We start from the raw sequence: 24,478 nt of genomic DNA on the forward strand, positions 1-24,478 counted from the left end.
TGAAGCATCGGGCGCGTGACACACGGCCTGCCCGCGGCCCGATTGCAGCACCGCCTTGCGCGGCGCTCCAGGGACCCCTGTCGTTTCCGACAGGGGTGGGGCGGCTCAGGGTGTGAGCAGGCCCAGCGCCAGGGCGCGTGCACAGGTGGCGGTGCGGCCTTGCGTGTCGAGCTTGCGGGCGGCGCTCACGAGGTGGAAGTACACGGTGCGCTCGCTGATGTGCAGGATCTCGGAAATTTCCCAGGTCGACTTGCCGACGGCCACCCAGTGCAGCACCTCGCGCTGGCGCGCGCTCAGCACCGGCACCTTTGCGTCGCCCTGCAGCCGGCGCACCGTTGAGTGCAGGCAGGAGGCGAAGTAGTTCATCGGCGCCAGCGTGGCCCGCAGTTCGCGCAGGTCGGCGGTCGCGTCGGTGGTGAGGGTCATGAAGGCCCAGTCGATGCCGGGCGTCCACAGCGGCACGGTCAGCCCCGCCTTCAGCCCGTGCTCGCCGGCGCTGCGCAGCAGGCCGCGGGCGCGCTGCCCGATGTCGGCACGCGTGTGGCTCACCTGCCCGAGCCAGCTCCATGCGGTGGCCGGCATGCCGGCACGCACATGCTGCACGCGGGCGTCGGCCTGCTCGCCGGCGTTGCTGCGCAGCGACTCGTAGCGGCTGCGGGCCCAATCGGCGGGCAGGTGGTGGAAGAACAGCAGCGCGTCCTGCGCGGGCGCGTCGGCACGGGGCGCGGGCACCGGACGCTTGAGCACGTAGGCGCCGTGGTTGAAGCCCATCGCCCGCATCGCGCGGCGGTTGACCTGCGCGACCTCCTCGAGCGTGCGGGCGGCCATGACGGCCTCGACGAACTGCCAGTCGTTGATCACCTCGGCCATGGATGCGTCCCCTTGCGTTGTGTGTGGCGGGTGCAGCGGCTGTGGTTCTATTTCTGGGGCCCGCCAGGGTGCCGGCCCTGCGAGGACCAGCATCGGGGCCGCATGTTAATGCGGGACACGCCGAATCACCCCTGTGCTTCCTTGCCCGCCGCATCCGGGCGATGATCTGGCACCACCCACCCCGAGGCCTCATGACCGCAGCCACCCACGCCCCGACCATCGAGCGCTTCTACAGCGCGTTCTCGCAACTCGACGCCGCCACCATGGCCGCCTGCTACGCGCCCGACGCGGTGTTCGACGACGAGGCCTTTTCGCTGCGCGGCCAGCGCGAGATCGGCGGCATGTGGCGCATGCTCTGCGACGCCACCAAGGCCAAGGGCGCCGACGTGTGGCGCCTGAGCTGGCGCGACGTGCAGGCCGACGGCCGCACGGGCAGCGCGCACTGGGATGCCCACTACCGCTTCAGCGCCACCGGCCGGCTGGTCGACAACAGCATCGACGCGCGCTTCACCTTCACGCCCGACGGCCTGATCGCCACGCACCGCGACCGCTTTGCGTTCTGGACCTGGTCGCGCCAGGCGCTGGGCACGCCGGGCCTGCTGCTGGGCTGGACGCCGATGCTGCGCAACAAGGTGCGCGCCACCGCCGCCGCCAACCTCGCTACTTTTCTTGCACGCCAACCCTCATGACCACTTCTTCGACCGCACTCACCTTCACGAACAACGAAGCGCAGCACCGCTACGAGGCTGCGCTCGACGGCAAGCTCGCGGCCTACGCCGAGTACAACCTGCTGACCGACGCGATCCTGTTCACGCACACCGAGGTGCTGCCCGAGCATGAAGGCAAGGGCGTGGGCTCGGGCATTGCGAGGCACGTGCTCAACGAGGCGCGCGCCAACGGGCGGCATGTGATTCCGGTGTGCCAGTTCATCGCGGGCTACATCCGCAAGCACCGCGAGTACGCCGACCTGGTCCGGCCGGACATCCAGCGCGCCTTCAAGATCTGACGGAAGCCGCCTTCGGCGCGGGCAGCCACGCAAAGGCTGCGATGCCGACGACCAGCAACACGGCAATGACCGCCAGCACGGCGGTCAGCGGATCGCCGCCCTGCGCCGCGGCCACCGAGGCCGCCACGCCGGTGCCCCACTGCATGAACGCGACGCCCAGGAACATCGCCATGGTGAAGACGGCCATCGCGCGGCCCGTGAGTGCGGCCGGGTAGGCCACGCGCACGTCGGCGTACTGCCAGACGATGAAGCCCGAGAGCACGCCGATGAGCACCATGCCCGCGATGTCGAGCCACGCGGAATGCAGCACGGCGATGAGCGCGAACAGCCCCGCGTAGATCAGGCCGCAGGCCACGATCCAGCGGCGGCGCGCAACACCGTCGCGGTCGAAGCGGCCGAACAGCGGCGCGCCGAACAGCGAGATCACCGACACCACGAGCGCCACGTTGCCGCTTTGCACCAGCGAGTAGCCGTGGCGTTCCATCATCAGCGGACCGAGCCACAGCCCGCGCAGCGAGATGAAGGCCGCATACGTCACCGCGCCCAGCACCATGATGCCGAGCGTGTGCGGCATCGCGAACAGCGCGCCGAACTGGCGCACGGCTTCGGGAATCGACTCCTTCTGCTGCGGCACGGCCGATGCGGGCTCGTGCACCCAGCGCCAGATCGCGAGCCAGGCCAATGCAGACGCCAAGGCAAGCACCAGGAAGCCCGCGCGCCACGAGTACGCCTGCACCAGCCACGCGAGCGGCGTGCCGGTGGCCAGCATGCCCAGGCCGCCGATGGCCAGCACCATGCCTGACACGGTCGCAAAACGCGCTGCAGGAAAGTGCCGCGCGATGAACACGGTGCACACCAGGAAGGCCGGTGCGCAGCCGATGCCGATCAGCGCCTGCCCGGCCACGAGCACGAGGTAGCTCGACGACATCGCCGACAGCAACGCGCCCGCGATCGCGACGGGAAAGGCCACGAGCACCGTGCGGCGCACGCCGTGCAGATCGATGCCGATGCCCATGAAGAGCTGCATCGCGCCGAACGCAAAGTGAAAAGCCCCCGAGAAAATGCCGAGGGCTTGGGCGGAGAGATGAAAGTCCGATTGCAGCGGGCTGGCCATGATGGCGCCGACGGTGCGGAACGCCTGGCTGAGCGCGACTCCTGCGCAGAGCGCGAGGACCATGACCCATGCCGCCTGCGGCGTCAGGGGTTGCGCGGCAGGCCGCTGCGCCGGCGCGACGGCACTCATGCCGTGACTACCGCGGACAAAGGCGAGCTCATGCGCCGTGGCACTTCTTGTACTTTTTTCCACTGCCGCAAGGGCACGGGTCGTTGCGGCCGGGTTCGGCTTCCTTGCGGATCGTCTCGACCTTCGGGCCCAGGCTCTTCCAGAGCTGGCGCAGGTCGTACACCGCCCAGATCGCGGCACCGAAGTCGTCCAGGCGCTGCTGGCTCACGCTCGGCGGGCCGTTCTCGTCGTACATCGACAGCGTGGGCTTGGCGGTGTCGTCCTCGGTCAGCGCGACGAGGTTGTCGAGCGCGTCGTCGAGCATCTGCGCGGCTTCCTTGTCGCGCGGGGCGGCCCAGTCTTCGGGCCAGTTTTCGACCGCGTACATGAAGCCGAGCGCCCAGACCTGGGCGAACGAGGGAATCTCTTCGCCGGCCATTTCCGCGCGTTCTTCCTCGGGCAGCGAAGCGATGGCGCCGCGCGTGTCGAGCACTTCGGGCTGCCAGCTGCGCTCGTCTTCGAGCGATTCGACCGGGGCGTCGAGGCCTTCCTCGATCTCGCGCCAGCGGCGCTTCCAGTTCCAGACGAACTCCATGTGCTGGGCCGGCACGAAGTTGTCGCCCAGCAGCACGGGCCAGTATTCGGTGGGGTCGATGGGGCGGCGGGTGCAGATCAGCGCGGCCATGAAGCCTTCGCAGAACTCCCACTGGGGAATTTCCTCGTCGTGCTCGCGCATGGCGTCGAGCGCGGTGTCGAGGGCGTCGAAATCGTCGGGGCCCAGGGCTTGGGGCCGTGGCCGGGGCGGTTTCAGGGGTATCGGGGTCTCTGGGGTGGTCGTCATGGCAGCAGTCACGGCAGGTTGGAAGCAGCCCTCTATGATGCAGCAGGCTCCTGCCGACATCCGATGACCATGCCCACGATTATTCCGTTTCCCGCACGCTACAGCGCGTTCGCCCTGTGTGTGCTCGGTCTGGTCGCCTGCCTGGCGATGGTTCTGGCCTCGCCGCACCTGTGGCTGGCCTGGGCCGGGGTGGCCGTTTTTGCGGTGCTCACGGGCACCGGCGTGCACGACCTGCGCCAGCCGCGACACGCCATTTTGCGCAACTACCCGGTCATCGGGCACCTGCGCTTTCTGCTCGAATTCATCCGCCCCGAGATCCGCCAGTACTTCATCGAGAGCGATGCCGAGGCCGCGCCGTTCTCGCGCGCCCAGCGCTCGCTGGTGTACCAGCGCGCCAAGGGCGAGCCCGACAACCGGCCCTTCGGCACCCAGTTGAACGTGTCGGCCGCGGGCTACGAGTGGATCAACCACTCGATGCAGCCCACCAAGCTGGCGAACCACGATTTCCGCATCGTGATCGGCGGCACGCCGCAGTCGGCCGACACAGACCTGGCGCAGGTCTGTACCCAGCCTTACAGCGCGAGCGTGTTCAACATCTCGGCGATGAGCTTCGGCGCGCTGTCGGCCAACGCGATCCTCGCGCTCAACCAGGGCGCGAAGATGGGCGGCTTCGCGCACGACACCGGCGAGGGCTCGATCTCGCAGCACCACCGCGTGCATGGCGGTGACCTGATCTGGGAAATCGGCTCGGGCTACTTCGGCTGCCGCAACGACGACGGCAGCTTCAACGCCGAGCGCTTCGCCGCCAACGCGCGCGACCCGCAGGTGAAGATGATCGAGATCAAGCTCAGCCAGGGCGCCAAGCCGGGCCACGGCGGCGTGCTGCCTGCGCCCAAGGTCACGCCCGAGATTGCGGCGGCGCGCGGCGTGCCGGTGGGCGTGGACTGCATCTCGCCCGCGTCGCACAGCGCGTTCTCCACGCCGACGGAGATGATGCATTTCATCGCGAAGCTGCGCGAGCTGTCGGGCGGCAAGCCGACCGGCTTCAAGTTCTGCCTCGGCCACCCGTGGGAATGGTTCGGCATCGTCAAGGCGATGCAGGCGACGGGCATCACGCCCGATTTCATCGTGGTCGACGGTGCCGAAGGCGGCACGGGCGCGGCGCCGGTCGAGTTCAGCGACCACGTGGGCGCGCCCTTGCAGGAAGGCCTGCTGCTGGTACACAACACGCTCATCGGCGTGAACCTGCGCCACCGCATCAAGATCGGCTGCGCGGCCAAGGTGATCACCGCCTTCGACGTGGCCCGCATGATGGCGCTGGGCGCCGACTGGTGCAACGCGGCGCGCGGTTTCATGATGGCGCTGGGCTGCATCCAGGCGCAGAGCTGCCACACCGGCCACTGCCCCACCGGCGTGACCACGCAGGACCCGGTGCGCCAGCAGGCGCTGGTGGTGCCGACCAAGGCCGACCGCGTGCGCAACTTCCACCGCAGCACGCTGCATGCGCTGCAGGAGCTGGTGCAGGCTGCCGGCCTGGACCATCCGCAGCAGATCACCGCGCACCACATCGTGCGCCGCATCTCCGACACCGAGGTGCGCCTGTTGAGCAACCTGGTGATGCAGGTGCAGCCCGGCGCGCTGCTCGGGCCGCTCGACAACCAGCACACCGTGTTCCGCACCTACTGGCCGCTGGCCAGTGCACAGAGTTTCCAGCCCCTGACGCAGGGCCCGCACGGGCTGCTGGCGCCGGGCTTCGCCATGGCCGCATGAATCCACTGAGACGAGGAGGCGCCGCGACGCGCCTGTACAGCCAACGGGGCGCCGCATCGGCGCCCGCGCCGCTCGATGACGCCCCGGGCTCGACGCCCTCAGCGCCCGGCGACTACGCCGAGTTCCTGCGCGTCACGCTGCCCAGGCAGGCCAAGAACGTGGCCAGCCACCGCTTCGGCAGCGAGCGCGTCTGGCTCAAGAAGGCCGGCCCGCGCCACGGCAAATGGGGCTATCGCGTGATGGCGCTGGCCGCGCGGCTCGCCGGCCTCGACGTGATCAAGCCCGTGCCCAACCCGGGCGGCGAAGCGGCCATCGCCACCGAGGCCCGCCGCCTGAAGCAACTGGCCGCCGCCGGTCTGCGCGTGCCCGTGGTGCTGGCGCAGCAGGCCGATGGCCTGTTGATTTCCGACCTCGGCGAAAGCGGACGTGCCACCGTGGTGCTGCAGGAGCGCATCGACCAGGCCGCCGCCGCCGGCCCCGCTGCCCTGCTCGCCGTGTGGCGCGAAGGCCTGGCCGCCATCGCCGCCGTGCACCTGTGCGGCCAGCACCTGAGCCAGGCCTTCGACCGCAACCTCGTGCAGTGCCCCGATGGTGTGATCGGCTACATCGATTTCGAGGACGACCCCTCCGAGGTCATGACCCTGGCCGAATGCCAGGCCCGCGACTGGCTGAGCTACCTGCACTCCACGGCCATGATGCTCGAGGCCGCCGCCCCGCAGGCGGCAGGCCAGCACTGGCATGCCGCGCTGAGCGGCGTGAACGAGGAAGTGCGCGAGCGCATCGCGAATGCGGCGCGGCGCATGAAGTGGGCGCAGAAGCTGCCGGCCAGCCGGCGCTGGGGGCGGGACACGCAGCGCGTGCGGGCCGTCGCGCGGTTGCTGGGTCAGTGGTACGAGGTGAACAAGGCCTGAGATGGATCGGCGTGGCCTATGCCAGCGCCGCCCGCACCGCCACGCCCCGCAGCGCCAGCCGCTTCTTCATCGACAGCACCGCCTTGTCCTTGCTGTACAGCTGCGCCCCGTGGGCGACGGACAGGTCGATGAACACCTGGTCGTCCGGATCGCTGCACACGCAGGGCGCGCGCGCCGGCACCTCGGTCACCAGCTGCACGCGCGCATCGAAATCGGCGAGCACGACGGCGATCGTCAGTTCGCGCTGCGCCATGCGCCGGGCGATCAGCGGGTAGCCGAGCACGCGTTCCAGTTCGCTGCGCATCGCGGGCGTGGCCAGCCAGCGCAGTGCGCCGCGCGCGAGGTCGTCGACCAGCGGCGTCCAGGCGGGGTCTTCGAAGACCAGCAGGTCGAGGGCGATGTTGGTGTCGATGACGACGAGGTCGGGGGCTGGCAAGGTCATGGGTCGCGTGAAATCTGTCGGTCTCTGTCTATCGCCGATGTTGCACCATGCGGCGCCGGGGCTTCTAGCGCCCTGAAGGCATCGCCAGCACCTTCGCGTCGGCAACGAGCCGCGCGCAGGCAAAGTCGGTGAAGGCCTTGATCCGCGCGACCTCCTTCAGGTCGGGATGCGTCAGCACCCAGACCTGCGTGTCGAGCGCCTCCTTCGGCGGCTCGACCTGCACCAGCTCGTCTTCCGCATCGGCCAGCATGCACAGGAGCATGCCCAGGCCCAGGCCGCGCTTCACGAGCTGCGTCATGCCGACGAGGCTGTCGACGCGCGCCGCGATACGCGCCGGCGGCACCTGCTCGCGCAGCCACTTTGCCTGCATCAGGTGCGACAAACCTTCGTCGGGCGCGACCCAGTCGTACGCAGCGAGCGGGGTCTGCGCCGGATGCTTCGCGAGGTAGGCCTTCGACGCGTACACCGCCGTCTGCAGCCGCCCTGCCCGACGCCCGACCAGGTGGTCCGGCGGGGCGTTGGTCGGGCGGATCGCCACGTCGGCTTCGCGCTTGGTCAGGTTCAGGAAGAGGTTGTTCATCACCACCTGCAGCTCGATGCCCGGGTGCAGCGCGCGAAAGTCCGCGAGGATCGGCCCGAGCAGGCCGACCATGAAGGTGTCGGTGCTGGTGATGCGGATGACGCCGGTCAGCCGCAGGTCGAGCCCCATGAGGTGGCGCTGCGCGGCGTCGATCTGCTCGCCCACGCCCTGCAGGCGCTCGCGCAGCGCCTCGCCGGCCAGCGTCATCGCATAGCCGGCTGGCAGGCGATCGAACAGGCGCACCGCCATGCGCGCCTCGAGCGCGCCCAGGCGCCGCAGCACGGTGGAGTGGTTGACGCCCAGCTGGCGCGCGGCGCCCGAGAGTGAGCCGGCTTGGCCCACGGCCAGGAACACGCGAAAGTCGTCCCAGTCTGCGTCCTGCATTTGTGCATACCCCGGATGCGATTTTTGCGAATGGCTTTGCAAACGCGCCGATCCTACAGTCGTCCGCAGGGGCCGCGATTCGCCCGCCCCGCATTCACACACATCACACGGAGGTTGAACCCCATGGCCTGGTTGCTGCTGCTTGCCGCCGGATTGGTGGAGATCGTGATGGCCCTCGCGCTGAAGGCCGCGGCGGGCTGGGAGCGCCCCGCCGCCGGCGCGCTGGGCCTGGGCGCCGCGCTGGCGAGCATCGTCCTGCTCACTGCCGCGATGAAGACGCTGCCGGTCGGGACGGCCTACGCGATCTGGACCGGCATCGGCGCCATCGGCGTCACGCTGATCGGCATCTTCTTTTTCCAGGAAAGCGCCGCGCCGCTGCGGCTGGTGTGCATCGGGCTGATCTTCCTGGGGATCGTCGGCCTGAAGCTGCAGAGCTAGTTCAGACTGCGGCGTCTGGCGGCGCGGCCCGGTTCGAGCCCCGGACCATGTCGAAACGGAACAGGCGGCATTCGATGGGGCCGTTCCACATCGGCACGCGGCGCGACTCTTTCAGGCGCATCTGCTTGGGCAGCTTCAGGTCGGGCGTGAGCACCCAGGCGGTCCAGCCCGGATAGTTTTTCTTCCAGTGGGTGGCGAGCTGCGGAAAGAAGTCGCCGCCATCGCCGCCTTCACCGTCACCCGGGGTCTGGGCGGCCTCGCGGGCGCCGAAGCGGGCCACGCCGCCGACCTCGATGCGCTCGCCGTACGGCGGGTTCAGCATGATCACGCCGCCCTCGGCCGGCGGCATGCGCTGCAAGGCATCGCCGCCGCGGAACTCGATGGCCCCGGCCACGCCCGCGCGTTCGGCATTGCGCTCGGCAAAGTCGACCATGCGGTGCGACACATCGGAGCCGAAGACGGCGATGTCGCTCGCATGCTGCGCGTTGGCCGCTTCCTTCTGGATGGCCGCCCAGACGTGCGGCTGGAACGGCAGCAGCTTCTCGAAGCCAAAGCGCCGCAGCGAGCCTGCCGCGATGCCGCTGGCGATCTGCGCGGCCTCGATGGCGATGGTGCCGCTGCCGCAGCAGGGGTCGTACAGCGGGGCCTTGGCGACCTCGCCGGTCTCGGGGTTCCACCAGCCGCTGGCGGCCAGCATGGCGGCGGCCAGGGTTTCCTTCAGCGGGGCGTCGCCCTTGTCCTGGCGCCAGCCGCGCTTGAACAGCGGCTCGCCCGAGGTGTCGATGTACAGCGTGCAGCTGTCGGTGGTCAGGTGCGCAAAGATGCGGCAGTCGGGCCACTGGGTCTCGATGCTCGGACGCACGCCGTTCGCCTTGGCGCGGAAGCGGTCGGCCACGGCGTCCTTGATGCGCAGGGTGGCGAAGTTCAGGCTCTGCAGCGGGCTGTGCTGGGCCGTGGTCTCGATCTTGAAGGTCTGCTTGGGCGTGAACCAGATCTCCCAGGCCACCGCGTTGGCGATGGTGTACAGGTCGTTCTCGTTGCGGTACGGCCCATGGGCCAGTTCGACCAGCACGCGCTGCGCGAGCCGGCTGTGCAGGTTGAGCTTGAGGCCGTCGCGCCAGTCGGCGCGCACGCGCACCCCGCCCCGCAGGGTGAGCAGATCTTGTCCGCTGCGGCCGGTCAGGCCATGCACCTCCTGGGCAAGGTATTCCTCGACGCCGGCGGCGCAAGGCAGGAAAAATGAGAGATCGTTCACGGAAAGTCGGCCATCGGGAAGCCCGCTAAGGGCTCCCATTGTCGCCGCGTCGCGGGGCTTCTCTATATAGTCGATTTGCCCATGACGCCCACCCCCGCCTCCGCGGCCCCCCCGGCAGACGCCCGCGACGGCGACCACCGCTTCGCGATCCAGTGCGAAGTGCTGCGCTTGTCGATCCGCCCGCTCGGGCCGATGCTGCTGGTGCAGTACCTGCTCAACTGCGGCGTGGCGGCGCTTTTTGCCTGGCAGTTCTCGCCGGTGCGCGCGCTGGTGTGGCTGGCGCTCGTGACCGGTGTCACGGTGATGCGCGGCTTCTTTCCGCAACGGCTGCCCGAGCCATTCACGCCCACGAATCTGCGCGAGGCCCAGCGCCAGCACACGCTGCGCACGGCCATCTGGGAGCTGGCGCACGGCCTGGCGGGCGTGCTGCTGTTCAACCCCGAGCGCCCCGAGCTGCAACTGCTGCTGGGCCTGATCCTCATGGGCATGACGCTGTCGTCGGCGTTCTCGGTGTCGTTCTACACACCGGCCACGCAGCTGGCGATCACGCTGCTGCTGGCGCCGGTGATCGTCACGGGCCTGTGGCTCGGGGCGCCGGTGATGATGGCCGTCGCGGTGATCGGCATCGGCCTGACCGCGATGATGTGGAAGCTGGTGGCCGACCATTCGCGCCAGCTCGAGGAGAACATCGGCCTGCGCTTGAACGAGCGCACGCTGCGCGAACAGGCGCTGGCCGGCCTGCGCGCCTCCGAGCAAGCCCAGGCCGAGCGGCTGCGCTTCTTCTCGGCGGCCAACCACGACCTGCGCCAGCCGGTGATGGCCATCGGGTTGCAGGCCGAGGTGCTGCGCCAGCAGCTGCAGCACGGCACCGACAGCGCGGCGGTGCAGCACACGGTGGCCTCGCTCTCGCGCGCGCAGCAGGCGCTCGAGGCCCTGACCAACCAGCTGCTCGAAATCGGCCGCATCGAGGCCGCAGTCGATCCGCTGCGGCCGGCGGCCGTGGCGCTCGCGCCATTGCTGCACGAGCTGGCGCGGCAGGCCGGTGCAGGCCGCATCGCCGTGCGCTGCCCTGCCGACGCCATCGCCTGGACCGACGCCGTGGCGCTGCGCCGCGTGCTCTCCAACCTGCTGGACAACGCCCTCAAGTTCACGCCGCGCGGGCGCGTGCTGCTGGCGGTGCGGGCGCGCCGCCGGCCCGCCGCAGACACCGGGCGCGCGTGGCGCGTCGAGGTGCGCGACAGCGGCATCGGCATCGCGGCCGAATCGCAGGCGCGCGTGTTCGACGACTTCGAGCAGGTCGGCAATGTGGAACGCAACCTGCAGCACGGCCACGGCCTGGGGCTGGCGATCGTGCGGCGGCTGGCGGGGCAGCTCGGCATCGAGGTCGCGCTGCGCTCGGCGCCGGGCAAGGGCTCGGTCTTCAGCTTCGAGTTGCTGGCGGCCCGCCCCGGTGCGGCGGCCGTGCCGGCGCCTGCGCCCTCGGTGGCGATGGACCTGCCCGATGCCAACGCCGTGCTGCGCCCCGGCCTCGCCGTGCTGGTGGTCGAAGACAACATCGTCGTGGCCGACAGCCTCTCGGCGCTGCTGCGGCACTGGCAGGTGGCGCCGCGCGTCTACGCCAGCGCCGCCGAGGCGCTCGCGCTGGCCGACCTCGACGCGCTCGACGTGGCGCTGTGCGACATCCGCCTGCCCGGCGCGTTCAACGGCATCGCGCTGGCCGAGCGGCTGGCGCAGCGCAAGCCCACGCTGACGATCGCGCTGATCTCGGCCGACATCACCGAAGCCACGCAGCAGCTGGCCGCCACGCGCGGCTGGCACGCGCTGCGCAAGCCGGTGCAGCCGGACGATCTGCGGCGCGTGCTGTTGCGGGCCCAGCAGCAACAGCTGCAGCCGACGCCGTCGTCGTAGCGGCCTTCGGCACGGGGCCGCCCCCGCTGCGGTGTCATCGCTTCCGAGCTATGCTCCGCGCACAGGCCGCCGCCGCCCCTGCCCCGATGCCCGTCGAACCCCTTCCCGCTCCTTCCGTTGGCGCCGCCGCCCTGCGCGAGCCCCGCTACGGGCGGGTCACGATGGCGCTGCACTGGCTGCTCGCGGCGATGATCGTCGGCTCGCTTGGCGTCGGGCTCTACATGACGGGCCTGCCCTTTTCGCCGCAGCGCCTGAAGCTCTACAGCTGGCACAAGTGGGCCGGCATCACCATCCTCCTGCTGTCGGCGCTGCGGCTGCTGTGGCGCCTCACGCACCGACCGCCGCCGCTGTCGGCGCGGGTGCTGGCGGCCATGCCGACCTGGCAGCGGGCCGCCCACCGCATCAGCCATGCGCTGATGTACCTGCTGTTCTTTGCGGTCCCGCTGTTCGGCTGGGCCTACAGCTCGGGCATGGGCGTGCCGGTCGTGTGGTTCGGCCTGCTGCCGCTGCCCGACCTGGTGGCGGTCGACAAGGGCTTTGCCGAGGCCGTGCTCAAGCCGCTGCACCAGCGCAGCGCCTACCTGCTGGCCGGCGTCACGCTGCTGCATGTGGCGGCGGCGCTCAAGCACCACTGGATCGACCGCGACGGTCTGTTGCAACGCATGTGGCCCGCGCCACGCAAGGAATCCGCCGGATGACGACGCGTCTTTTGTGGGGCGCCGCCGCCCTCCTCGGCTTCACGCTGCACGCCGCGGCCGAGCCGATGCCGGCCACCGCGAAGCTGGTGCCCGAGAAGAGCCAGATCGCCTTCGTCAGCAAGCAGATGGGCGTGCCGGTGGAAGGCAGCTTCAAGCGCTTCGACGCGCAGGTCGCCTTCGATCCGAAGAAGCCCGAGGGCGGCTCGGTGCTGCTGCAGATCGACACCGCCAGCGCCGGTTTCGGCATCCCGATGAGCGATGCCGAGCTGCCCAAGCCGACCTGGTTCGACACCGCGCATTTCCCGCAGGCCAGCTTCCGCTCGACCGCCATCAAGGCACTGGGCGAGGGCCGCTTCGAGATGGCCGGCAAGCTCACCATCAAGGGCGTCAGCAAGTACGTGACGGTGCCCGTGAGCATCACCTCGTCGGGCGGCGCCTACTCGGTCGCCACGGGCACGCTCACGATTCAACGGCTCGACTACAAGGTCGGCGACGGCGAATGGACCGACACCTCCGTGGTCGGCAACGAGGTGCAGGTGCGCTTCAAGCTGACGCTCGCGGGCCTCGGGCCGCTGTGACGACGATCCCCTTTCCTATGCATCCCTCTTCTTCCGCCATGAACAAGCTCTTCTTTGCCGCGGCCCTGTGCGCGAGCGCGGCCCTGCCGCTGGCCGCGACGGCCCAGGAATACACCGCGCCACCGCTGGCCGCCAAGCCCGCCGGCGGGCCGGTCAAGAACGCCAGCTACGTGATCGACCCGACCCACACCTTCGTGATGTACGAGATGGGCCACTACGGCACCACCACCAACCGCGGCCGCTTCAGCACCAAGGACGGCTCGGTGCAGATCGACGGCACGGGCACCGGCGGCAAGGTCGACATCACGATGGACATCAGCTCCATCAACACCGGCGTCGACCTGCTCAACCGCCACGTGCAGAGCAAGGACTTCTTCAACGTAGCCGAATTCCCCACCGGACGCTTCGTGGCCGAGCGCATCGACTTCAGCGGCGACAAGGTGACCGACGTGCCCGGCACGCTCACGCTCATGGGCCAGACCAAGCCGGTGACGCTGAAGGCCGTGCGCTTCAACTGCTACCTGAACCCGCTCATCAACCGCCAGGTCTGCGGCGGCGACTTCGAGGCCACCGTGCAGCGCAGCGACTGGGGCATCACCTGGGGCCTGAACTTCGGCTTCGAGAACAAGGTGAAGCTGCTGGTGCAGGTCGAAGCGGTGAACGTGCAGCAATGACGACGACGCCAGGCGCCACGCGATGATGGACACCACCCTTTCCCTGCTCGGCATCGCCGGCGCCATGGCCGTCGGCGCCATGAGCCCGGGCCCGAGCTTCGTGATGGTGGCGCGCACCGCCGTGGCCTCGCGCAGCGACGGACTCGCTGCCGCCCTGGGCATGGGCGCCGGCGGGCTGGCGTTCTCCATCGCGGCGCTGGCCGGGCTGCAGGCGGCGTTCCTCGCGGTGCCGGGGCTGTACCTCGCGATCAAGGCCTTCGGCGGCGCCTACCTGATCTACCTGGGCTTTCGCATCTGGCGCGGTGCGCGCCAGCCGCTCGCGATCACGCCCGACACGGACGCCTCGCCCCGGGGCCAGGGCCGCAGCGGACGCACCTTCCTGCTCGGCCTGGCCACGCAGGTCAGCAACCCGAAGACGGCGGTGGTGTACGCGAGCATCTTCGCGGCCTTCTTGCCGCGCGAGGTGCCGCTGGTGTTGGCGCTCGCGGTGCCGGCCGTGATCTTCTGCATCGAGACGGGCTGGTATGCGATCGTTGCGCTGGCGCTGTCTTCGGCCGCACCGCGTGCCGCCTACCTGCGCTACAAGACCTGGATCGACCGCGCGGCCGGCGGCGTGATGGGGCTGCTGGGCCTGCGGCTCGTGTGGTCCGCGGTGCGCGGCACCTAGCAACCAAGCCGCTACAGCAGGCTCTCGGGCGTGAGCGGCGACAACAGCTCGAGCATGGTGCGGTCCCAGAAACCCGAGTCGGGTTCTTCATGCACCACGGTGGTCTTGCCGCCTTCCTCGCTGACCCACTCGATGCGCCGCGAGTCTTCAGCAAACCGCAGCCGGTAGGCGCCCTGCTGCTTGAGCACGTCGAGCAGCTTCAAGGTCTGCTGCGCCATCTCGGGGCTGCGGATGAACAGGCCGATCTCGGTGTTGTGGATCTCGGAGCGCGGATCGAAATTCATCGAGCCGACGAACAGGATGCGCTGGTCGATCACCGCCGACTTGGCGTGCAGCCGGCCCACCGACGTGCCGAACAAACCCAGCCGCACGCTGCGCCGCGTGCGCGCGGAACTCAGCTCGTGCAGCTCGGCGCCCAGCGCGAGCATGTCGGCGCGGTAGCGGCGGTAGGCGGTGTGGACCAGCGGCTCGTCGGTGGCCGCAAGCGAGTTGGTGACCACGCTGATCTTGACGTTGCGCCCGCGGATCTCGCGCATCACCTCCAGCCCCGACGCGCCCGGGATCAGGTAGGGCGAGACCAGCGTCACCTCGCTGCGCGCGCGGCGCATCTGCTCGACCACGTTGTAGCGCACGCTGTCCACGTCGAGCAGCGGCACGCCGCCATACGACGCGGTCTTGCCGATCACGCGGTCGGGCGAATCGGCGTACGCCTCGGCCGTGGTCCAGATCAGGCCGAGCTTGCCGGCGTCGAGGTCGTCGGCCACGGGGCTGTAGCCGAGCAGGTCGTTGGGTGCGGGCTTGGGCGGCGGCGGCGTGGTGTCGGGGCCGGTGGCAGCCTCGAAGCGGCGCTGCAGTTCCTCGCGCGGCAGGTCGGTGTGCACGACGGAGCCGATCGGGCGCACGTGCGGGCTGTTCCAGTACTGGTCGAACAGCACGCCCAGGCGCGGGATCAGCGCGCCCGTGACGAAGGTGTCGAGGTCAATGAAGTTCTGGCCCGAGGTGCGCCGGAAGTACTGGTTGCCGATGTTGCGCCCGCCCGCCACCGCCATCGCGCCGTCGGCGATGAAGAGCTTGTTGTGCATGCGGCGGTTGACGCGGCTGAAGTCGAACAGCGACGCAGTGAAGCGCCTGAGCAGGCTGCCGCGCCCGGCCGGGAACGGGTTGAACAGGCGCAGCTCCACGTTCGGCGTGGCGGCCAGCCCGAGCAGCAGGTCGTCTTCGCCGGACGTGTACAGGTCGTCCATCAACAGGCGCACGCGCACGCCGCGCTGGGCCGCGTCGCGCAGGGTGCGCAGCAGGTAGCGGCCGGTCTCGTCGTTCTCGATCTGGTAGTACTGCACGTCGAGCGTGCGCTGCGCGCGGCGCGCGAGCTGCAGCCGCGTGTCGAAGGCGAAGTCGCCGCCGGGCATGAGGCGAAAGCCGCTGAGGTCGGGGTCGGGCTGCGAGGCCAGCGCGATCTTGCCGAGCGCGGTGTCGGCCGAGACGGCGATGGCCTTGGTGGGTGCGTGCGGTGCTTCGTCGGGCAGCGTGGCGCAGCCCGTGATCAGCACCACCGCAGCAGCGAGCATCGCGGCGAGAGCCCGCCATTTTGGCGAACACCGCGGAACCGGCTTCGCCGGGCCGCCGGTGTTGCCCCCTGCAAGGGGGTTGGCGAAGCGACACGAAGTGCGCATAGCCTGGGGGTGTGCCTAGTTAAAGGGCCTTGCGCAGGTTGGCGGGCGCGATGCGCAGCGCCTCGCGGTACTTGGCCACGGTGCGGCGCGCGCACTCGATGCCCTGCTCTTTCAGCATCTCGGAAATCTGGCTGTCGGACAGCGGCTTCTTGATGCTCTCGGAACTCACGAACTGCTTGATCAGCGCGCGCACCGCGGTGCTCGACGCGTTGCCGCCGGTCTCGGTGCCCAGCGCCGAACCGAAGAAGTACTTGAGCTCGACCGTGCCGAAAGGCGTCGACATGTACTTGGCCGTGGTCACACGCGAGATGGTCGATTCGTGCAGGCCCAGTTCGTCGGCGATCTCGCGCAGCACCAGCGGGCGCATGGCCAGTTCGCCGTGCACGAAGTAGCTCTTCTGCCGCTCGACGATGGCGTTGCTCACGCGCAGGATGGTGTCGAAGCGCTGCTGGATGTTCTTGATGAACCAGCGCGCCTCCTGCAGCCGCTGCGACAGCGCCTGGCTGCCCTCGCCCTTGTGCGACTTGAGCGCACCGGCGTAGATGTCGTGCACGCGCAGGCGCGGCATGACCTCGGGGTTCAGCATGACGCGGAACTTGATGTTGGTGCCGCGGCCCGTCTTGGTGACGATCACGTCGGGAACGACGATGTTGCGTTCGACGTCGACAAAACGGCGCCCCGGCTTGGGCTCGAGCCGCGCAATGATCTGCAGCGCCGAGCGCACCAGCTCTTCATTCGTCCGCGTGAGCGTGGCCAGGCGCTTGAAGTCGCGCCGCGCGAGCAGCTCCATCGGCTGCTTGCAGATCGCGATGGCGGTCTTGCGCACAAGCGCTTCGGCCTCGGTCTCGTCTTCGTTCGCGAGCGCCTTCAGCTGAATGCTCAGGCATTCGCCGAGGTCGCGCGCGCCGACACCGGCGGGCTCCAGGCTCTGCAGCAGGCCCAGCGCCACCTGGAAGTGGTGCACGAGGTCGTCGAACTGGTCGTTGTCATCGCCCGCCAGGCCCGAGGCCAGCGCGGGCAGCGAGTCTTCGAGGTAACCGTCGTCGTTGAGCGATTCGATCAAAAAGCGCAGCGCGGCGCAGTCGTTTTCGTTGAGCCGCAGGGTCAGCGCCTGGCGGTGCAGGAACGATTGCAGCGACTCCTGGCTGCGCGCGAGTTCGGTGGCGTCGGCACGCTCGTCGTCGCCGAGGTTGTTCTGGCGCGCGGGCGCATCGCTGCCCCACTCGCTGTCGTCGGGCGCCATCTCGACGGTGCCGTCGCCTTCCCAGTCGGGCTCGCGCTCGGTGATCTCGGCCGCGGGGCCGTCGGATTCCGGTGTGGACGTGGTCGCTTCGCTGGAAGCGGTGGAGGCACTGGGGGCGGACGGCGCGAAATCGCCCTCGCCGGTGTCACCGCCGTCGTCGCGCGGCACGGGCGTGTCGACAGCATCGAGCCCGAACTCCTCGCGCGCGGCTTCTTCCGCGGTGCGTTCGAGGAACGGGTTCTCGTCCAGCATCTGCTCCACCTCCTGGCTCAGTTCGAGCGTGGAGAGTTGGAGCAGGCGAATGGACTGCTGCAGCTGAGGCGTCAGCGCCAGATGCTGCGAGACGCGAAGGGACAGCCCTTGCTTCATGGAGACGCGCCCCTCCCTTACATGCGGAAGTGCTCGCCCAGGTACACCCTGCGTACCTCGGCGTTGTCGACGATCTCCGAGGGTGTGCCTTGTGCCAGCACGTGCCCGTCGCTGATGATGAACGCGTGATCGCAGATGCCCAGCGTTTCACGCACGTTGTGGTCGGTGATGAGCACGCCGATGCCGCGCTCTTTCAGGAAACTGATGATCCGCTGGATCTCGATCACGGCGATCGGGTCGATGCCGGCGAAGGGCTCGTCCAGCAGGATGAAGCGCGGCTGCGTGGCCAGCGCACGCGCGATTTCGACGCGGCGGCGCTCGCCGCCCGACAGTGCGAGCGCGGGCGAATCGCGCAAGTGGTCCACGCGCAGGTCGGACAACAGGTCAGCCAGTCGCTCTTCGGTGGCCTGTTTCGACAGCGGCACCATGCGGCCATTGGCATCGGGCTCGCGCTGCAGCTCGAGCACGGCGCGCACGTTTTCTTCGACCGTGAGCTTGCGGAAGATCGACGCTTCCTGCGGCAGGTAGCTCAGGCCCATGCGCGCGCGGCGGTGAATGGGCATGTGGGCGATGGGCTCGCCGTCGATGGTGATCTCGCCGGCGTCGGCGCGCACCAGCCCGACGATCATGTAGAACGAGGTGGTCTTGCCCGCGCCGTTGGGGCCGAGCAGTCCGACGACCTCGCCCTTCTGCACATCTAGCGAGACGTCTTTCACGACCGTGCGGCTGCCGTAGCTCTTCTTGAGGCCGCGCGCCACGAGGCGGCTGCCGGGGACGCCGTCGGCGGTCGTCTGGGTTCCTGCGGTTTCGATCACTTGCGCCCTTCCCCTTCGGTGCTGCCGCCCAGCGTGGTGCTCGGGCGCAGTCCGGCGCCGGGCGCGGGGGTGGGTGCCGGGGCCGCGGGCTTCTTGCCGCCGGCGGCCGGTGCGGCGCCGCCCGCCGCCGGGGCTGCGGCGGCCTTCGGCGTGAGGATGGCCTTCACGCGGCCACCGCTGCCCCCCGAGACGCCGGCGTTCGGCGGCACGAGGGAACCGTTGACGGTGTAGGTGTCGTTGCTCTGGTCGTAGACGATCAGCGCGCCGCTGCTCTCGTCGTTGGCCGTGGCGCCGATCAGCCGGCGCATGACGGCGCGGCGGATGAACTTGACGTTGTCGGCGCGGCTGTCGTACTCGATGACTTCCGACTCGCCCTCGATCCATTCGTCGCCGGCGTTGCGCTTCTGCTTGTAATAGGCCAGCTTGCCCGGCGCCGCCGTGACCACGCCGTACTGGTAGCCCTCGGCGTCCTGGCGCACGTCCAGCCGCGCACCGCGGATGATGATCGTGCCCTTCGTGACCAGCACATTGCCGGTGAACACGCTGGTCTGTTTCAGGTCGTCGTAGCGCATCGAGTCGGACTCGATGTTCATCGGCTTGGTGCGGTCGGCGGTTTCAGCCAGGGCGCCTGAGGCGGCGCCGGCCAGCAACAGCGCGCCGAAGGCCAGGCGGCCGAGGCGACGAAGGGTGGGGAATGTGGGGATGGAGGGCAATGTCATAAAGGCACGAAACTTGCTCTGAAACATTGTATGCGTGGGACGGTGATTGCCCACCGCCGCCAATGAAAAAGCCCGCCGAAGCGGGCCTTGCATTCGACCAGAAACCGGGGTTGCCAGGTCGCCGGGTCGGTCAGCCCTTCTTGGCTTCGCCGGTCAGGAAGGTCGCTACTTGCAGCACCTTGGCCATGCTGCCGGCGGTTTCGCCGTCGACATACCAGCGGCCTGCCACGGCCAGGGCCGGCACGCCAGCCACCTTGTAGGCCTCGGTCTGTTGCGCCGCGCGGCGGGCCTTGCTGGCCACGCCGAAGGACGCAAAGGTTTCCTTGAACTTGGCGCCGTCGAGGCCGGCACGCTCGGCCCATGCCTGGATGTTGGCTTCGCCGTTCAGGTTCTGGCGCTGCGCGTGGATCGCGGCGAACACCTTCGAGTGGTATTCCTCCAGCTTGCCCATCGCTTCGAGCGCGAAGTACAGGCGCTGCTTGGCTTCGACGTCGTTGCCCACGAAGGGCACCGGGATGCGGCGGAACGCCACTTCCTTCGGGGCCGCCTTGACCCAGGCCTCGAGCGAGGGCTCGAAGTCGTTGCAATGCGGGCAGTTGTACGAGAAGAACTCGACCACCTCGATCTTGCCGGCCGGTGCATCGACCGGCACGCGCTTGTCGAGCACGAGGAAATCGGTGCCGGCCTTGGGGGCGCGCTGGGCGTGTGCCGGAACGGCAGCCAGCGAAAGCAGCCCGATCGAAGTGGCGGCCAGCGAAAAGTCACGACGTTTCATGGAAAAGGTTCTCCTGTGGGTACCGCAGACAGAGCCGGCGCGCCGCAGGGAGTTCCCCGTCGGCGGCGCGCCCGAGGCGCTGGAATTGACAAAACAGCGTGCGGCAGATGCCGCGCGGGCGAGAGCTTAAAGGCTGTTCAAGAAAGAGACCGCCGACCAGGGTCAGCGCTGCACGCGCACCAGCGCCGATTCGAGACCGCCGCCGTCGAGCCGTTCCTTGAGCCGGTCGGCGTCGTCCTTCTTGTTGAACGGGCCGGCGCGCACACGGTAGACCGTGCGACCGGCCTGCTCGCGCTCGGTGACCTTGGCCTCGACACCCATGAGCGACAGCTTGGCGCGCTGCGCCTCGGCGTCGTCGGTGGTGCGGAAGGCGCCGGCCTGCACGAAGTACATGAAGGGATCGGCACCCGAGGCCGACGGTGCGGCGGACGCGGTGGTCGTGCTGCTGCCACCCGAACGGGCCCGGGCGAGGTCGCCCAGCGGATCGTTCGACGGCGGCAGGGCGTTGGCTTCGGCCGGTGTCGGTGCAGGGCGCGCCGGCTTGGGCGCCACCACCACGGGGGCCGGCGCGGTAACCGGCGCGGCGGCGGTGGGCGGCGTGCCCGGCGCCACGGTGACGGGGGCGCCGGTGATCGGGTTCACCGGGCCGGTGGCCGTGGCCGCCGGCGGCGTGGCGGCCGGCTTGGGCGCGCCGGCCTTGCCGGCCAGCGGTGCGTTCGGGTCCCAGTCGCGGTTCTTGCGGGCTTCGGCTTCGTCCTGCTCGGCACCGCCGCGTTGCGTCTTGTTGACGAACGGGATCGGCACCTTGGTGACGTAGACCGCGATGCCCAGGGCGACGCCCAGACCGAGCACCAGGCCGATGATGAGCCCGATGACGATGTTGCCGCGTTGTCTGCTTGTCTTCTTCATGTTCAGAGGGTGATTCACATCTTGCTCGGCGCACTGACGCCGAGGATCGCGAGGCCATTGTGCAGCACCTGCGCACAAGCAGCGACGAGTGCCAAGCGCGCCTTCTTCAACGTTTCGTCGTCGACGAGAACACGCTCGGCGTCATAGTAGCTGTGCAGATTGGCGGCCAACTCACGCAGGTAGAAAGTTACGTCGTGGGGCGCGAAATCCTTGGCGGCGGCCGTCAACATGCTCGGGTACTTGGCCAGCTGAAGCATCAGCGTCTGCGCTTGCGGAGCCTGCAGCGAGGACAGGTCCACCGTGCTCAGCGAAGCCACGTCGCCGGCCCAGTCGCGCAGCATCTTGCAGATGCGCGCGTGCGCCATCTGCACGTAGTAGACCGGGTTGTCGTTGTTTTGCGCCAGCGCCAGGTCGATATCGAAAAGGAACTCGGTGTCGGGCTTGCGGCTGAGCAAAAAGAAGCGCACGGCATCGGTGCTGGTCCACTCGATCAGGTCGCGCAGCGTGACGTAGCTGCCGGCGCGCTTGCTGATCTTGACTTCTTCGCCGCCCTTCATGACGCGCACCATGGTGTGCAGCACGTAGTCGGGGTAGCCCTCGGGAATGCCTTCGCCCGCGGCCTGCAGGCCGGCGCGCACGCGCGCGATGGTGCCGTGGTGGTCGGTGCCCTGGATGTTCACGACCTTGTGGAAGCCGCGCTCCCACTTGGCGATGTGGTACGCGACGTCGGGCACGAAGTAGGTGTACGTGCCGTCCTGCTTCTTCATCACGCGGTCTTTGTCGTCGCCGTAGTCGGTCGACTTCAGCCACAGCGCGCCGTCCTGTTCGTAGGTCTTGCCGGCGGCCACGAGCTTGGCCACGGCCGCCTCGACGCGGCCGCTGGTGTAGAGGCTGGACTCGAGGTAGTAGTTGTCGAAGCGCACGCGGAAGGCCTGCAGATCGAGGTCCTGCTCGCGGCGCAGGTAGGCCACGGCGAATTCGCGGAGGCTGTCCAGGTCGTCGATGTCGCCGCTGGCGGTGTACTCGCGGTCATCCGACTTGACGGTCTTCTTCGCCTTGAAGTCTTCGGCGATGTCGGCGATGTAGTCGCCGTTGTAGGCCGGGGCTTTTTCGCCGCTGGGCCACTCGGGGTCGCCGGGCTTGAAGCCCTTGGCGCGCAATTGCGTGCTGTTGGCCAGCGTCTGGATCTGCACGCCGGCGTCGTTGTAATAGAACTCGCGCCACACGCTCTCGCCCTGCGAGGCCTGCAGGTTGCAGATGGCGTCGCCCAGCGCCGCCTGGCGGCCATGGCCGACATGCAGCGGGCCGGTCGGGTTGGCCGACACGAACTCGACCAGCACCTTCTGGCCCGTGGCCGGCTGGCGACCGAAGGCTTCACCCGCGTCCAGCACTTCGCGCACGATCTGCTGCTTGGCAGCGGCCTTCAGGCGGATGTTGAGGAAGCCGGGGCCGGCGATCTCGATCGCCTCGACCCATTGGCCGAAAGCGGGGGTGGCGAGCAGCGCAGCGCTCAGTTCGTCGGCCAGTTCGCGGGGCTTGCGCCCCAGCGGCTTGGCGAGTTGCATGGCGGCGGTGCTGGCGAAATCGCCGTGCGCCGCCACCTTGGGCGACTCGAACGCGGCTTTGGCGCCAGCGCCGGGAGAAAGGGTTTCGAGCGTGTTCGCGAGCGCCGCGAGCAGCTCCTGTTTGACCAATAGCATCTGTGAATTTTACCGGGGGCAAACCCGGACCCAGTTAACGATCGTCATCCGATGGGCAACGTCGCCCGTTAGGATGGTCGGCCCCGAGGCGGGGCGCCTGTCACAACCCAACCTTGCAAGGACATATCCCATCATGAAGAAGCTCCTTTCCCTGGTCGCCTCCACCGTCGCGCTCGGCGCCTGCCTGTCGTTCAGCGCCTACGCGCAGGACAAGGCTCCCGCACCGGTCGTGGCCCCCGCTGCCGCCGCCGCACCTGCGGCAGCCGCTCCTGCCGCAGCCGCCGCGCCCGCCGGTGGTGCCAGCTGCGATGCCAAGGCGATCGACAAGAACGGCAAGCCCCTGGCCGGCGCCGCCAAGAACAGCTTCATGAAGAAGTGCACCAAGGAAGCCGCAGCGCCCGCCTGCGCCGCCAAGGCCATCGACAAGAACGGCAAGGCCCTGGCCGGTGCCGCCAAGAACAGCTTCATGAAGAAGTGCGAAGCCGGCGCCGCCAAGGCCTGATCCGGCGCAGCGCCGTGTGGCGCTGACATTTGTTACTCCCGAAGGGCCCGCTCATGCGGGCCTTTTCTTTTGTCTTTGGTGTTGATTACTTGCCGAAGCCGCGCGCCAGGAACACCGCGACCAGCGGAATCAGCGCGATCAGGTGCGCCTGGATCATCACCAGCTTGCGCGTCTTCAGGATGTCGGCCTCCGCGGGCAGCTTGCCCGTGGCGCGCAGCGTCTTGCGCCAGCGGAAATAAGTCAGCGTCGGAAAGATCGACAGCACGCCCACGATGATGAACAGCGTGAGCTTCACGTGCAGCAGCGGGTTGGTCCAGTACCAGGCCGTGCCCTTCACGCCCCACCAGGTGCGCGCGATGCCGGTGGCCAGCACCGCGATGGCCGCGATGCCGTAGACCATGTCGACCTTGGCCAGCCGCTCGACCACGGCGGCATTGAGCCATTGCACGCGGCACAGCGCGGCTTCGCTGGAGATGAACACGACCATCGTGAGGATGGCCAACAGATGCAGGTAGGCGAGGATGGCTTCGAGGGTCATCGGAAACTTTCTTCATCGGGGTTGCAAGCAAATGCAAAAAGCATTGTGCCGCCCGGTCACGATTTCAGGACCGCCCGCCCCAGAATTCCGGCTGCCCGTACTGCGCTTTGAGGAAATCAAGCCACAGTCGCACGCGCAGCGGCAGGTGCTTGGCGCCCGCGAACACCGCATAGATGCCGTTGGGCGGCGCGGCGAAGTCGTCGAGCAACGGCACGAGCAGGCCGGCGTCGATCTCGGCCTCGACCTCCCAGGTGCTGCGCCAGGCAATGCCGTGGCCCGCGAGGCACCAGTCGTGCAGCACCTGGCCGTCGGAACAATCGAGCGGGCCGCTGGGACGCAGGTGGATCAGTTCCTGCGCGCCCTCTTCATTGGTGATGCGAAAGGCCCAGCCGCGCGTCTGCGAGGCGTCGCTCGACAGCGTGAGGCAGGCAAAGCGCGACAGCTCGCCCGGGTGCTTCGGCGTGCCGTGGCGGCGCAGGAACTCGGGCGTGGCGACGCAGCGGCGGCGGTTGTCGGCCAGGCGCACGCTCACCAGCGACGAGTCGGGCAGGTCGCCCACGCGCACGGCGCAGTCGAAGCTCTCGCCCGTGACGTCGACCACGCGGTCGCTGAGGTTCAGCGAGATCGTCACTTCGGGATGCAGCGCATGAAAGCGCGGCACCAGCGGCGCGACGTGGCGACGGCCGAAGCCGGCCGGCGCCGTCACGCGCAGGTGGCCGCTGGCCTTCACGCCGCCGGCGCTCACGCTGGCCTCGGCGTTCGCGAACTCGGTCAACAGGCGCTGGCAGTCTTCGAGAAAGGCGCTGCCTTCGTGCGTGAGCGTGATGCGGCGCGTGGTGCGCACCAGCAGCTTGACGCCCAGGCGCTCCTCGAGCGCGTCGATGCGCCGGCCCATGATCGCGGGCGCCACGCCTTCCGCCTTGGCCGCCGCGGTGAGGCTGCCGCGGGTCGCGACCGAGACAAAGGATTCGAGCTGCTTGAGGCGGTCCAT

Annotated in this window: 26 protein-coding genes; 11 read left to right on the top strand and 15 right to left on the bottom strand. The window is 69.0% G+C overall.

Features of this window, described 5'->3' with window-relative positions; translation table 11 throughout:
* Positions 1-105: 105 nt before the first annotated feature.
* On the bottom strand, positions 106-870 hold the full coding sequence (locus GFK26_RS34140; RefSeq protein WP_322745833.1) for a helix-turn-helix transcriptional regulator: 765 nt from the start codon (positions 868-870) through the stop codon (positions 106-108).
* 191 nt (positions 871-1,061) lie between these two features.
* On the opposite strand from GFK26_RS34140, the gene GFK26_RS04525 reads away from it, so the two are divergent.
* Complete coding sequence (locus GFK26_RS04525; protein ID WP_153280956.1) at positions 1,062-1,559, top strand: nuclear transport factor 2 family protein; 498 nt, start codon at positions 1,062-1,064, stop codon at positions 1,557-1,559.
* Entirely contained in the window at positions 1,556-1,876 is a 321-nt protein-coding gene (locus GFK26_RS04530; RefSeq protein ID WP_153280957.1) for a GNAT family N-acetyltransferase, read from the top strand. The genes GFK26_RS04525 and GFK26_RS04530 overlap by 4 nt, the downstream gene beginning before the upstream one ends.
* Here the strand turns inward: GFK26_RS04530 and GFK26_RS04535 are convergent.
* Both GFK26_RS04535 and GFK26_RS04540 read right to left on the bottom strand, forming a co-directional pair.
* A complete protein-coding gene (locus GFK26_RS04535) occupies positions 1,866-3,053 on the bottom strand; it encodes an MFS transporter (RefSeq protein ID WP_153285854.1) in 1,188 nt (395 codons plus the stop codon). The two genes, GFK26_RS04530 and GFK26_RS04535, sit on opposite strands and share 11 nt — an antisense overlap.
* Before the next feature lie 94 nt (positions 3,054-3,147).
* Positions 3,148-3,939 (bottom strand): YecA family protein, encoded by a 792-nt coding sequence (locus GFK26_RS04540; RefSeq protein ID WP_153280958.1) that lies wholly within the window; start codon positions 3,937-3,939, stop codon positions 3,148-3,150.
* 69 nt (positions 3,940-4,008) lie between these two features.
* Between GFK26_RS04540 and GFK26_RS04545 the strand changes: the two genes are divergently transcribed.
* Together GFK26_RS04545 and GFK26_RS04550 are read left to right on the top strand one after the other, a co-directional pair.
* Positions 4,009-5,709, top strand: coding sequence for an FMN-binding glutamate synthase family protein (locus GFK26_RS04545; protein WP_153280959.1), 1,701 nt, complete (start codon positions 4,009-4,011; stop codon positions 5,707-5,709).
* Positions 5,706-6,620 (top strand): hypothetical protein, encoded by a 915-nt coding sequence (locus GFK26_RS04550; RefSeq protein ID WP_153280960.1) that lies wholly within the window; start codon positions 5,706-5,708, stop codon positions 6,618-6,620. The genes GFK26_RS04545 and GFK26_RS04550 overlap by 4 nt, the downstream gene beginning before the upstream one ends.
* Positions 6,621-6,636: 16 nt before the next feature.
* Here the strand turns inward: GFK26_RS04550 and GFK26_RS04555 are convergent, their stop codons facing one another.
* Both GFK26_RS04555 and GFK26_RS04560 read right to left on the bottom strand, forming a co-directional pair.
* Positions 6,637-7,062, bottom strand: coding sequence for a PIN domain-containing protein (locus GFK26_RS04555; protein ID WP_153280961.1), 426 nt, complete (start codon positions 7,060-7,062; stop codon positions 6,637-6,639).
* Positions 7,063-7,126: 64 nt separating this feature from the next.
* Positions 7,127-8,026, bottom strand: a complete 900-nt coding sequence (locus GFK26_RS04560) for a LysR family transcriptional regulator (RefSeq protein WP_153280962.1) — start codon at positions 8,024-8,026, stop codon at positions 7,127-7,129.
* A 123-nt stretch (positions 8,027-8,149) separates the two neighbouring features.
* Between GFK26_RS04560 and GFK26_RS04565 the strand changes: the two genes are divergently transcribed.
* The gene (locus GFK26_RS04565) at positions 8,150-8,464 is read left to right on the top strand and encodes a DMT family transporter (RefSeq protein WP_153280963.1); all 315 of its coding nucleotides are present in this window, start codon (positions 8,150-8,152) and stop codon (positions 8,462-8,464) included.
* A gap of 1 nt (position 8,465) precedes the next feature.
* On the opposite strand, the gene GFK26_RS04570 is transcribed toward GFK26_RS04565, so the two are convergent.
* Positions 8,466-9,719, bottom strand: coding sequence for a THUMP domain-containing class I SAM-dependent RNA methyltransferase (locus tag GFK26_RS04570; protein WP_153280964.1), 1,254 nt, complete (start codon positions 9,717-9,719; stop codon positions 8,466-8,468).
* An 81-nt stretch (positions 9,720-9,800) separates the two neighbouring features.
* Between GFK26_RS04570 and GFK26_RS04575 the strand changes: the two genes are divergently transcribed.
* The 5 genes from GFK26_RS04575 to GFK26_RS04595 all read left to right on the top strand — a co-directional run bounded on the left by GFK26_RS04575 (position 9,801) and on the right by GFK26_RS04595 (position 14,244).
* A complete protein-coding gene (locus GFK26_RS04575) occupies positions 9,801-11,627 on the top strand; it encodes a hybrid sensor histidine kinase/response regulator (RefSeq protein ID WP_153280965.1) in 1,827 nt (608 codons plus the stop codon).
* An 86-nt stretch (positions 11,628-11,713) separates the two neighbouring features.
* Positions 11,714-12,325 carry a cytochrome b gene (locus GFK26_RS04580; protein ID WP_153280966.1) on the top strand — a complete coding sequence of 204 codons (612 nt, stop codon included), beginning with the start codon at positions 11,714-11,716 and terminating at the stop codon, positions 12,323-12,325.
* Positions 12,322-12,903 carry a YceI family protein gene (locus tag GFK26_RS04585; RefSeq protein WP_153280967.1) on the top strand — a complete coding sequence of 194 codons (582 nt, stop codon included), beginning with the start codon at positions 12,322-12,324 and terminating at the stop codon, positions 12,901-12,903. The genes GFK26_RS04580 and GFK26_RS04585 overlap by 4 nt, the downstream gene beginning before the upstream one ends.
* A 38-nt stretch (positions 12,904-12,941) precedes the next feature.
* Complete coding sequence (locus GFK26_RS04590) at positions 12,942-13,577, top strand: YceI family protein (protein WP_153280968.1); 636 nt, start codon at positions 12,942-12,944, stop codon at positions 13,575-13,577.
* Positions 13,578-13,599: 22 nt separating this feature from the next.
* A complete protein-coding gene (locus GFK26_RS04595; protein WP_153280969.1) occupies positions 13,600-14,244 on the top strand; it encodes a LysE family translocator in 645 nt (214 codons plus the stop codon).
* An 11-nt stretch (positions 14,245-14,255) separates the two neighbouring features.
* Here GFK26_RS04595 and GFK26_RS04600 read toward each other — a convergent pair whose 3' ends face one another.
* From GFK26_RS04600 to argS, 7 genes are all read right to left on the bottom strand, one after another.
* A complete protein-coding gene (locus GFK26_RS04600) occupies positions 14,256-15,812 on the bottom strand; it encodes a phospholipase D family protein (protein WP_153280970.1) in 1,557 nt (518 codons plus the stop codon).
* A 124-nt stretch (positions 15,813-15,936) separates the two neighbouring features.
* Positions 15,937-17,529, bottom strand: a complete 1,593-nt coding sequence (gene rpoN / locus GFK26_RS04605) for an RNA polymerase factor sigma-54 (protein ID WP_153280971.1) — start codon at positions 17,527-17,529, stop codon at positions 15,937-15,939.
* Between the two features lie 17 nt (positions 17,530-17,546).
* Positions 17,547-18,344: an LPS export ABC transporter ATP-binding protein gene (gene lptB, locus GFK26_RS04610; RefSeq protein WP_101488358.1), complete on the bottom strand. Its 798-nt coding sequence runs from the start codon at positions 18,342-18,344 to the stop codon at positions 17,547-17,549.
* Complete coding sequence (lptA, locus tag GFK26_RS04615) at positions 18,341-19,063, bottom strand: lipopolysaccharide transport periplasmic protein LptA (RefSeq protein ID WP_153280972.1); 723 nt, start codon at positions 19,061-19,063, stop codon at positions 18,341-18,343. Before lptA ends, lptB begins: the two co-directional genes overlap by 4 nt.
* A 130-nt stretch (positions 19,064-19,193) precedes the next feature.
* Positions 19,194-19,838, bottom strand: a complete 645-nt coding sequence (locus GFK26_RS04620; RefSeq protein WP_153280973.1) for a thiol:disulfide interchange protein DsbA/DsbL — start codon at positions 19,836-19,838, stop codon at positions 19,194-19,196.
* Positions 19,839-20,000: 162 nt separating this feature from the next.
* Positions 20,001-20,747, bottom strand: coding sequence for an SPOR domain-containing protein (locus tag GFK26_RS04625; RefSeq protein WP_153280974.1), 747 nt, complete (start codon positions 20,745-20,747; stop codon positions 20,001-20,003).
* 14 nt (positions 20,748-20,761) lie between these two features.
* On the bottom strand, positions 20,762-22,447 hold the full coding sequence (argS, locus tag GFK26_RS04630) for an arginine--tRNA ligase (protein ID WP_153280975.1): 1,686 nt from the start codon (positions 22,445-22,447) through the stop codon (positions 20,762-20,764).
* Positions 22,448-22,580: 133 nt separating this feature from the next.
* On the opposite strand from argS, the gene GFK26_RS04635 reads away from it, so the two are divergent.
* Positions 22,581-22,949 carry a hypothetical protein gene (locus GFK26_RS04635; protein ID WP_153280976.1) on the top strand — a complete coding sequence of 123 codons (369 nt, stop codon included), beginning with the start codon at positions 22,581-22,583 and terminating at the stop codon, positions 22,947-22,949.
* 85 nt (positions 22,950-23,034) lie between these two features.
* Here the strand turns inward: GFK26_RS04635 and GFK26_RS04640 are convergent, their stop codons facing one another.
* Both GFK26_RS04640 and GFK26_RS04645 read right to left on the bottom strand, forming a co-directional pair.
* Positions 23,035-23,487, bottom strand: coding sequence for a DUF2214 family protein (locus GFK26_RS04640; protein WP_056584391.1), 453 nt, complete (start codon positions 23,485-23,487; stop codon positions 23,035-23,037).
* A gap of 64 nt (positions 23,488-23,551) precedes the next feature.
* A complete protein-coding gene (locus tag GFK26_RS04645) occupies positions 23,552-24,478 on the bottom strand; it encodes a LysR family transcriptional regulator (protein WP_153280977.1) in 927 nt (308 codons plus the stop codon).

It is taken from the genome of Variovorax paradoxus, from assembly GCF_009498455.1.
GTDB lineage: Bacteria > Pseudomonadota > Gammaproteobacteria > Burkholderiales > Burkholderiaceae_C > Variovorax > Variovorax paradoxus_H.

Coding starts and splice junctions, on each gene's coding strand:
- GFK26_RS04595 (WP_153280969.1), top strand. CDS start 13,600: ATGATGGACACCACCCTTTCCCTGCTCGGCATCGCCGGCGCCATGGCC.
- GFK26_RS04550 (WP_153280960.1), top strand. CDS start 5,706: ATGAATCCACTGAGACGAGGAGGCGCCGCGACGCGCCTGTACAGCCAA.
- GFK26_RS04545 (WP_153280959.1), top strand. CDS start 4,009: ATGCCCACGATTATTCCGTTTCCCGCACGCTACAGCGCGTTCGCCCTG.
- GFK26_RS04525 (WP_153280956.1), top strand. CDS start 1,062: ATGACCGCAGCCACCCACGCCCCGACCATCGAGCGCTTCTACAGCGCG.
- GFK26_RS04600 (WP_153280970.1), bottom strand. CDS start 15,812: ATGCTCGCTGCTGCGGTGGTGCTGATCACGGGCTGCGCCACGCTGCCC.
- GFK26_RS04560 (WP_153280962.1), bottom strand. CDS start 8,026: ATGCAGGACGCAGACTGGGACGACTTTCGCGTGTTCCTGGCCGTGGGC.
- GFK26_RS04640 (WP_056584391.1), bottom strand. CDS start 23,487: ATGACCCTCGAAGCCATCCTCGCCTACCTGCATCTGTTGGCCATCCTC.
- GFK26_RS04530 (WP_153280957.1), top strand. CDS start 1,556: ATGACCACTTCTTCGACCGCACTCACCTTCACGAACAACGAAGCGCAG.
- GFK26_RS04565 (WP_153280963.1), top strand. CDS start 8,150: ATGGCCTGGTTGCTGCTGCTTGCCGCCGGATTGGTGGAGATCGTGATG.
- GFK26_RS04535 (WP_153285854.1), bottom strand. CDS start 3,053: ATGGTCCTCGCGCTCTGCGCAGGAGTCGCGCTCAGCCAGGCGTTCCGC.
- GFK26_RS04620 (WP_153280973.1), bottom strand. CDS start 19,838: ATGAAACGTCGTGACTTTTCGCTGGCCGCCACTTCGATCGGGCTGCTT.
- GFK26_RS04625 (WP_153280974.1), bottom strand. CDS start 20,747: ATGAAGAAGACAAGCAGACAACGCGGCAACATCGTCATCGGGCTCATC.
- GFK26_RS04575 (WP_153280965.1), top strand. CDS start 9,801: ATGACGCCCACCCCCGCCTCCGCGGCCCCCCCGGCAGACGCCCGCGAC.
- GFK26_RS34140 (WP_322745833.1), bottom strand. CDS start 870: ATGGCCGAGGTGATCAACGACTGGCAGTTCGTCGAGGCCGTCATGGCC.
- GFK26_RS04645 (WP_153280977.1), bottom strand. CDS start 24,478: ATGGACCGCCTCAAGCAGCTCGAATCCTTTGTCTCGGTCGCGACCCGC.
- GFK26_RS04555 (WP_153280961.1), bottom strand. CDS start 7,062: ATGACCTTGCCAGCCCCCGACCTCGTCGTCATCGACACCAACATCGCC.
- rpoN (WP_153280971.1), bottom strand. CDS start 17,529: ATGAAGCAAGGGCTGTCCCTTCGCGTCTCGCAGCATCTGGCGCTGACG.
- argS (WP_153280975.1), bottom strand. CDS start 22,447: ATGCTATTGGTCAAACAGGAGCTGCTCGCGGCGCTCGCGAACACGCTC.
- GFK26_RS04540 (WP_153280958.1), bottom strand. CDS start 3,939: ATGACGACCACCCCAGAGACCCCGATACCCCTGAAACCGCCCCGGCCA.
- GFK26_RS04590 (WP_153280968.1), top strand. CDS start 12,942: ATGAACAAGCTCTTCTTTGCCGCGGCCCTGTGCGCGAGCGCGGCCCTG.
- GFK26_RS04635 (WP_153280976.1), top strand. CDS start 22,581: ATGAAGAAGCTCCTTTCCCTGGTCGCCTCCACCGTCGCGCTCGGCGCC.
- lptA (WP_153280972.1), bottom strand. CDS start 19,063: ATGACATTGCCCTCCATCCCCACATTCCCCACCCTTCGTCGCCTCGGC.
- GFK26_RS04580 (WP_153280966.1), top strand. CDS start 11,714: ATGCCCGTCGAACCCCTTCCCGCTCCTTCCGTTGGCGCCGCCGCCCTG.
- GFK26_RS04585 (WP_153280967.1), top strand. CDS start 12,322: ATGACGACGCGTCTTTTGTGGGGCGCCGCCGCCCTCCTCGGCTTCACG.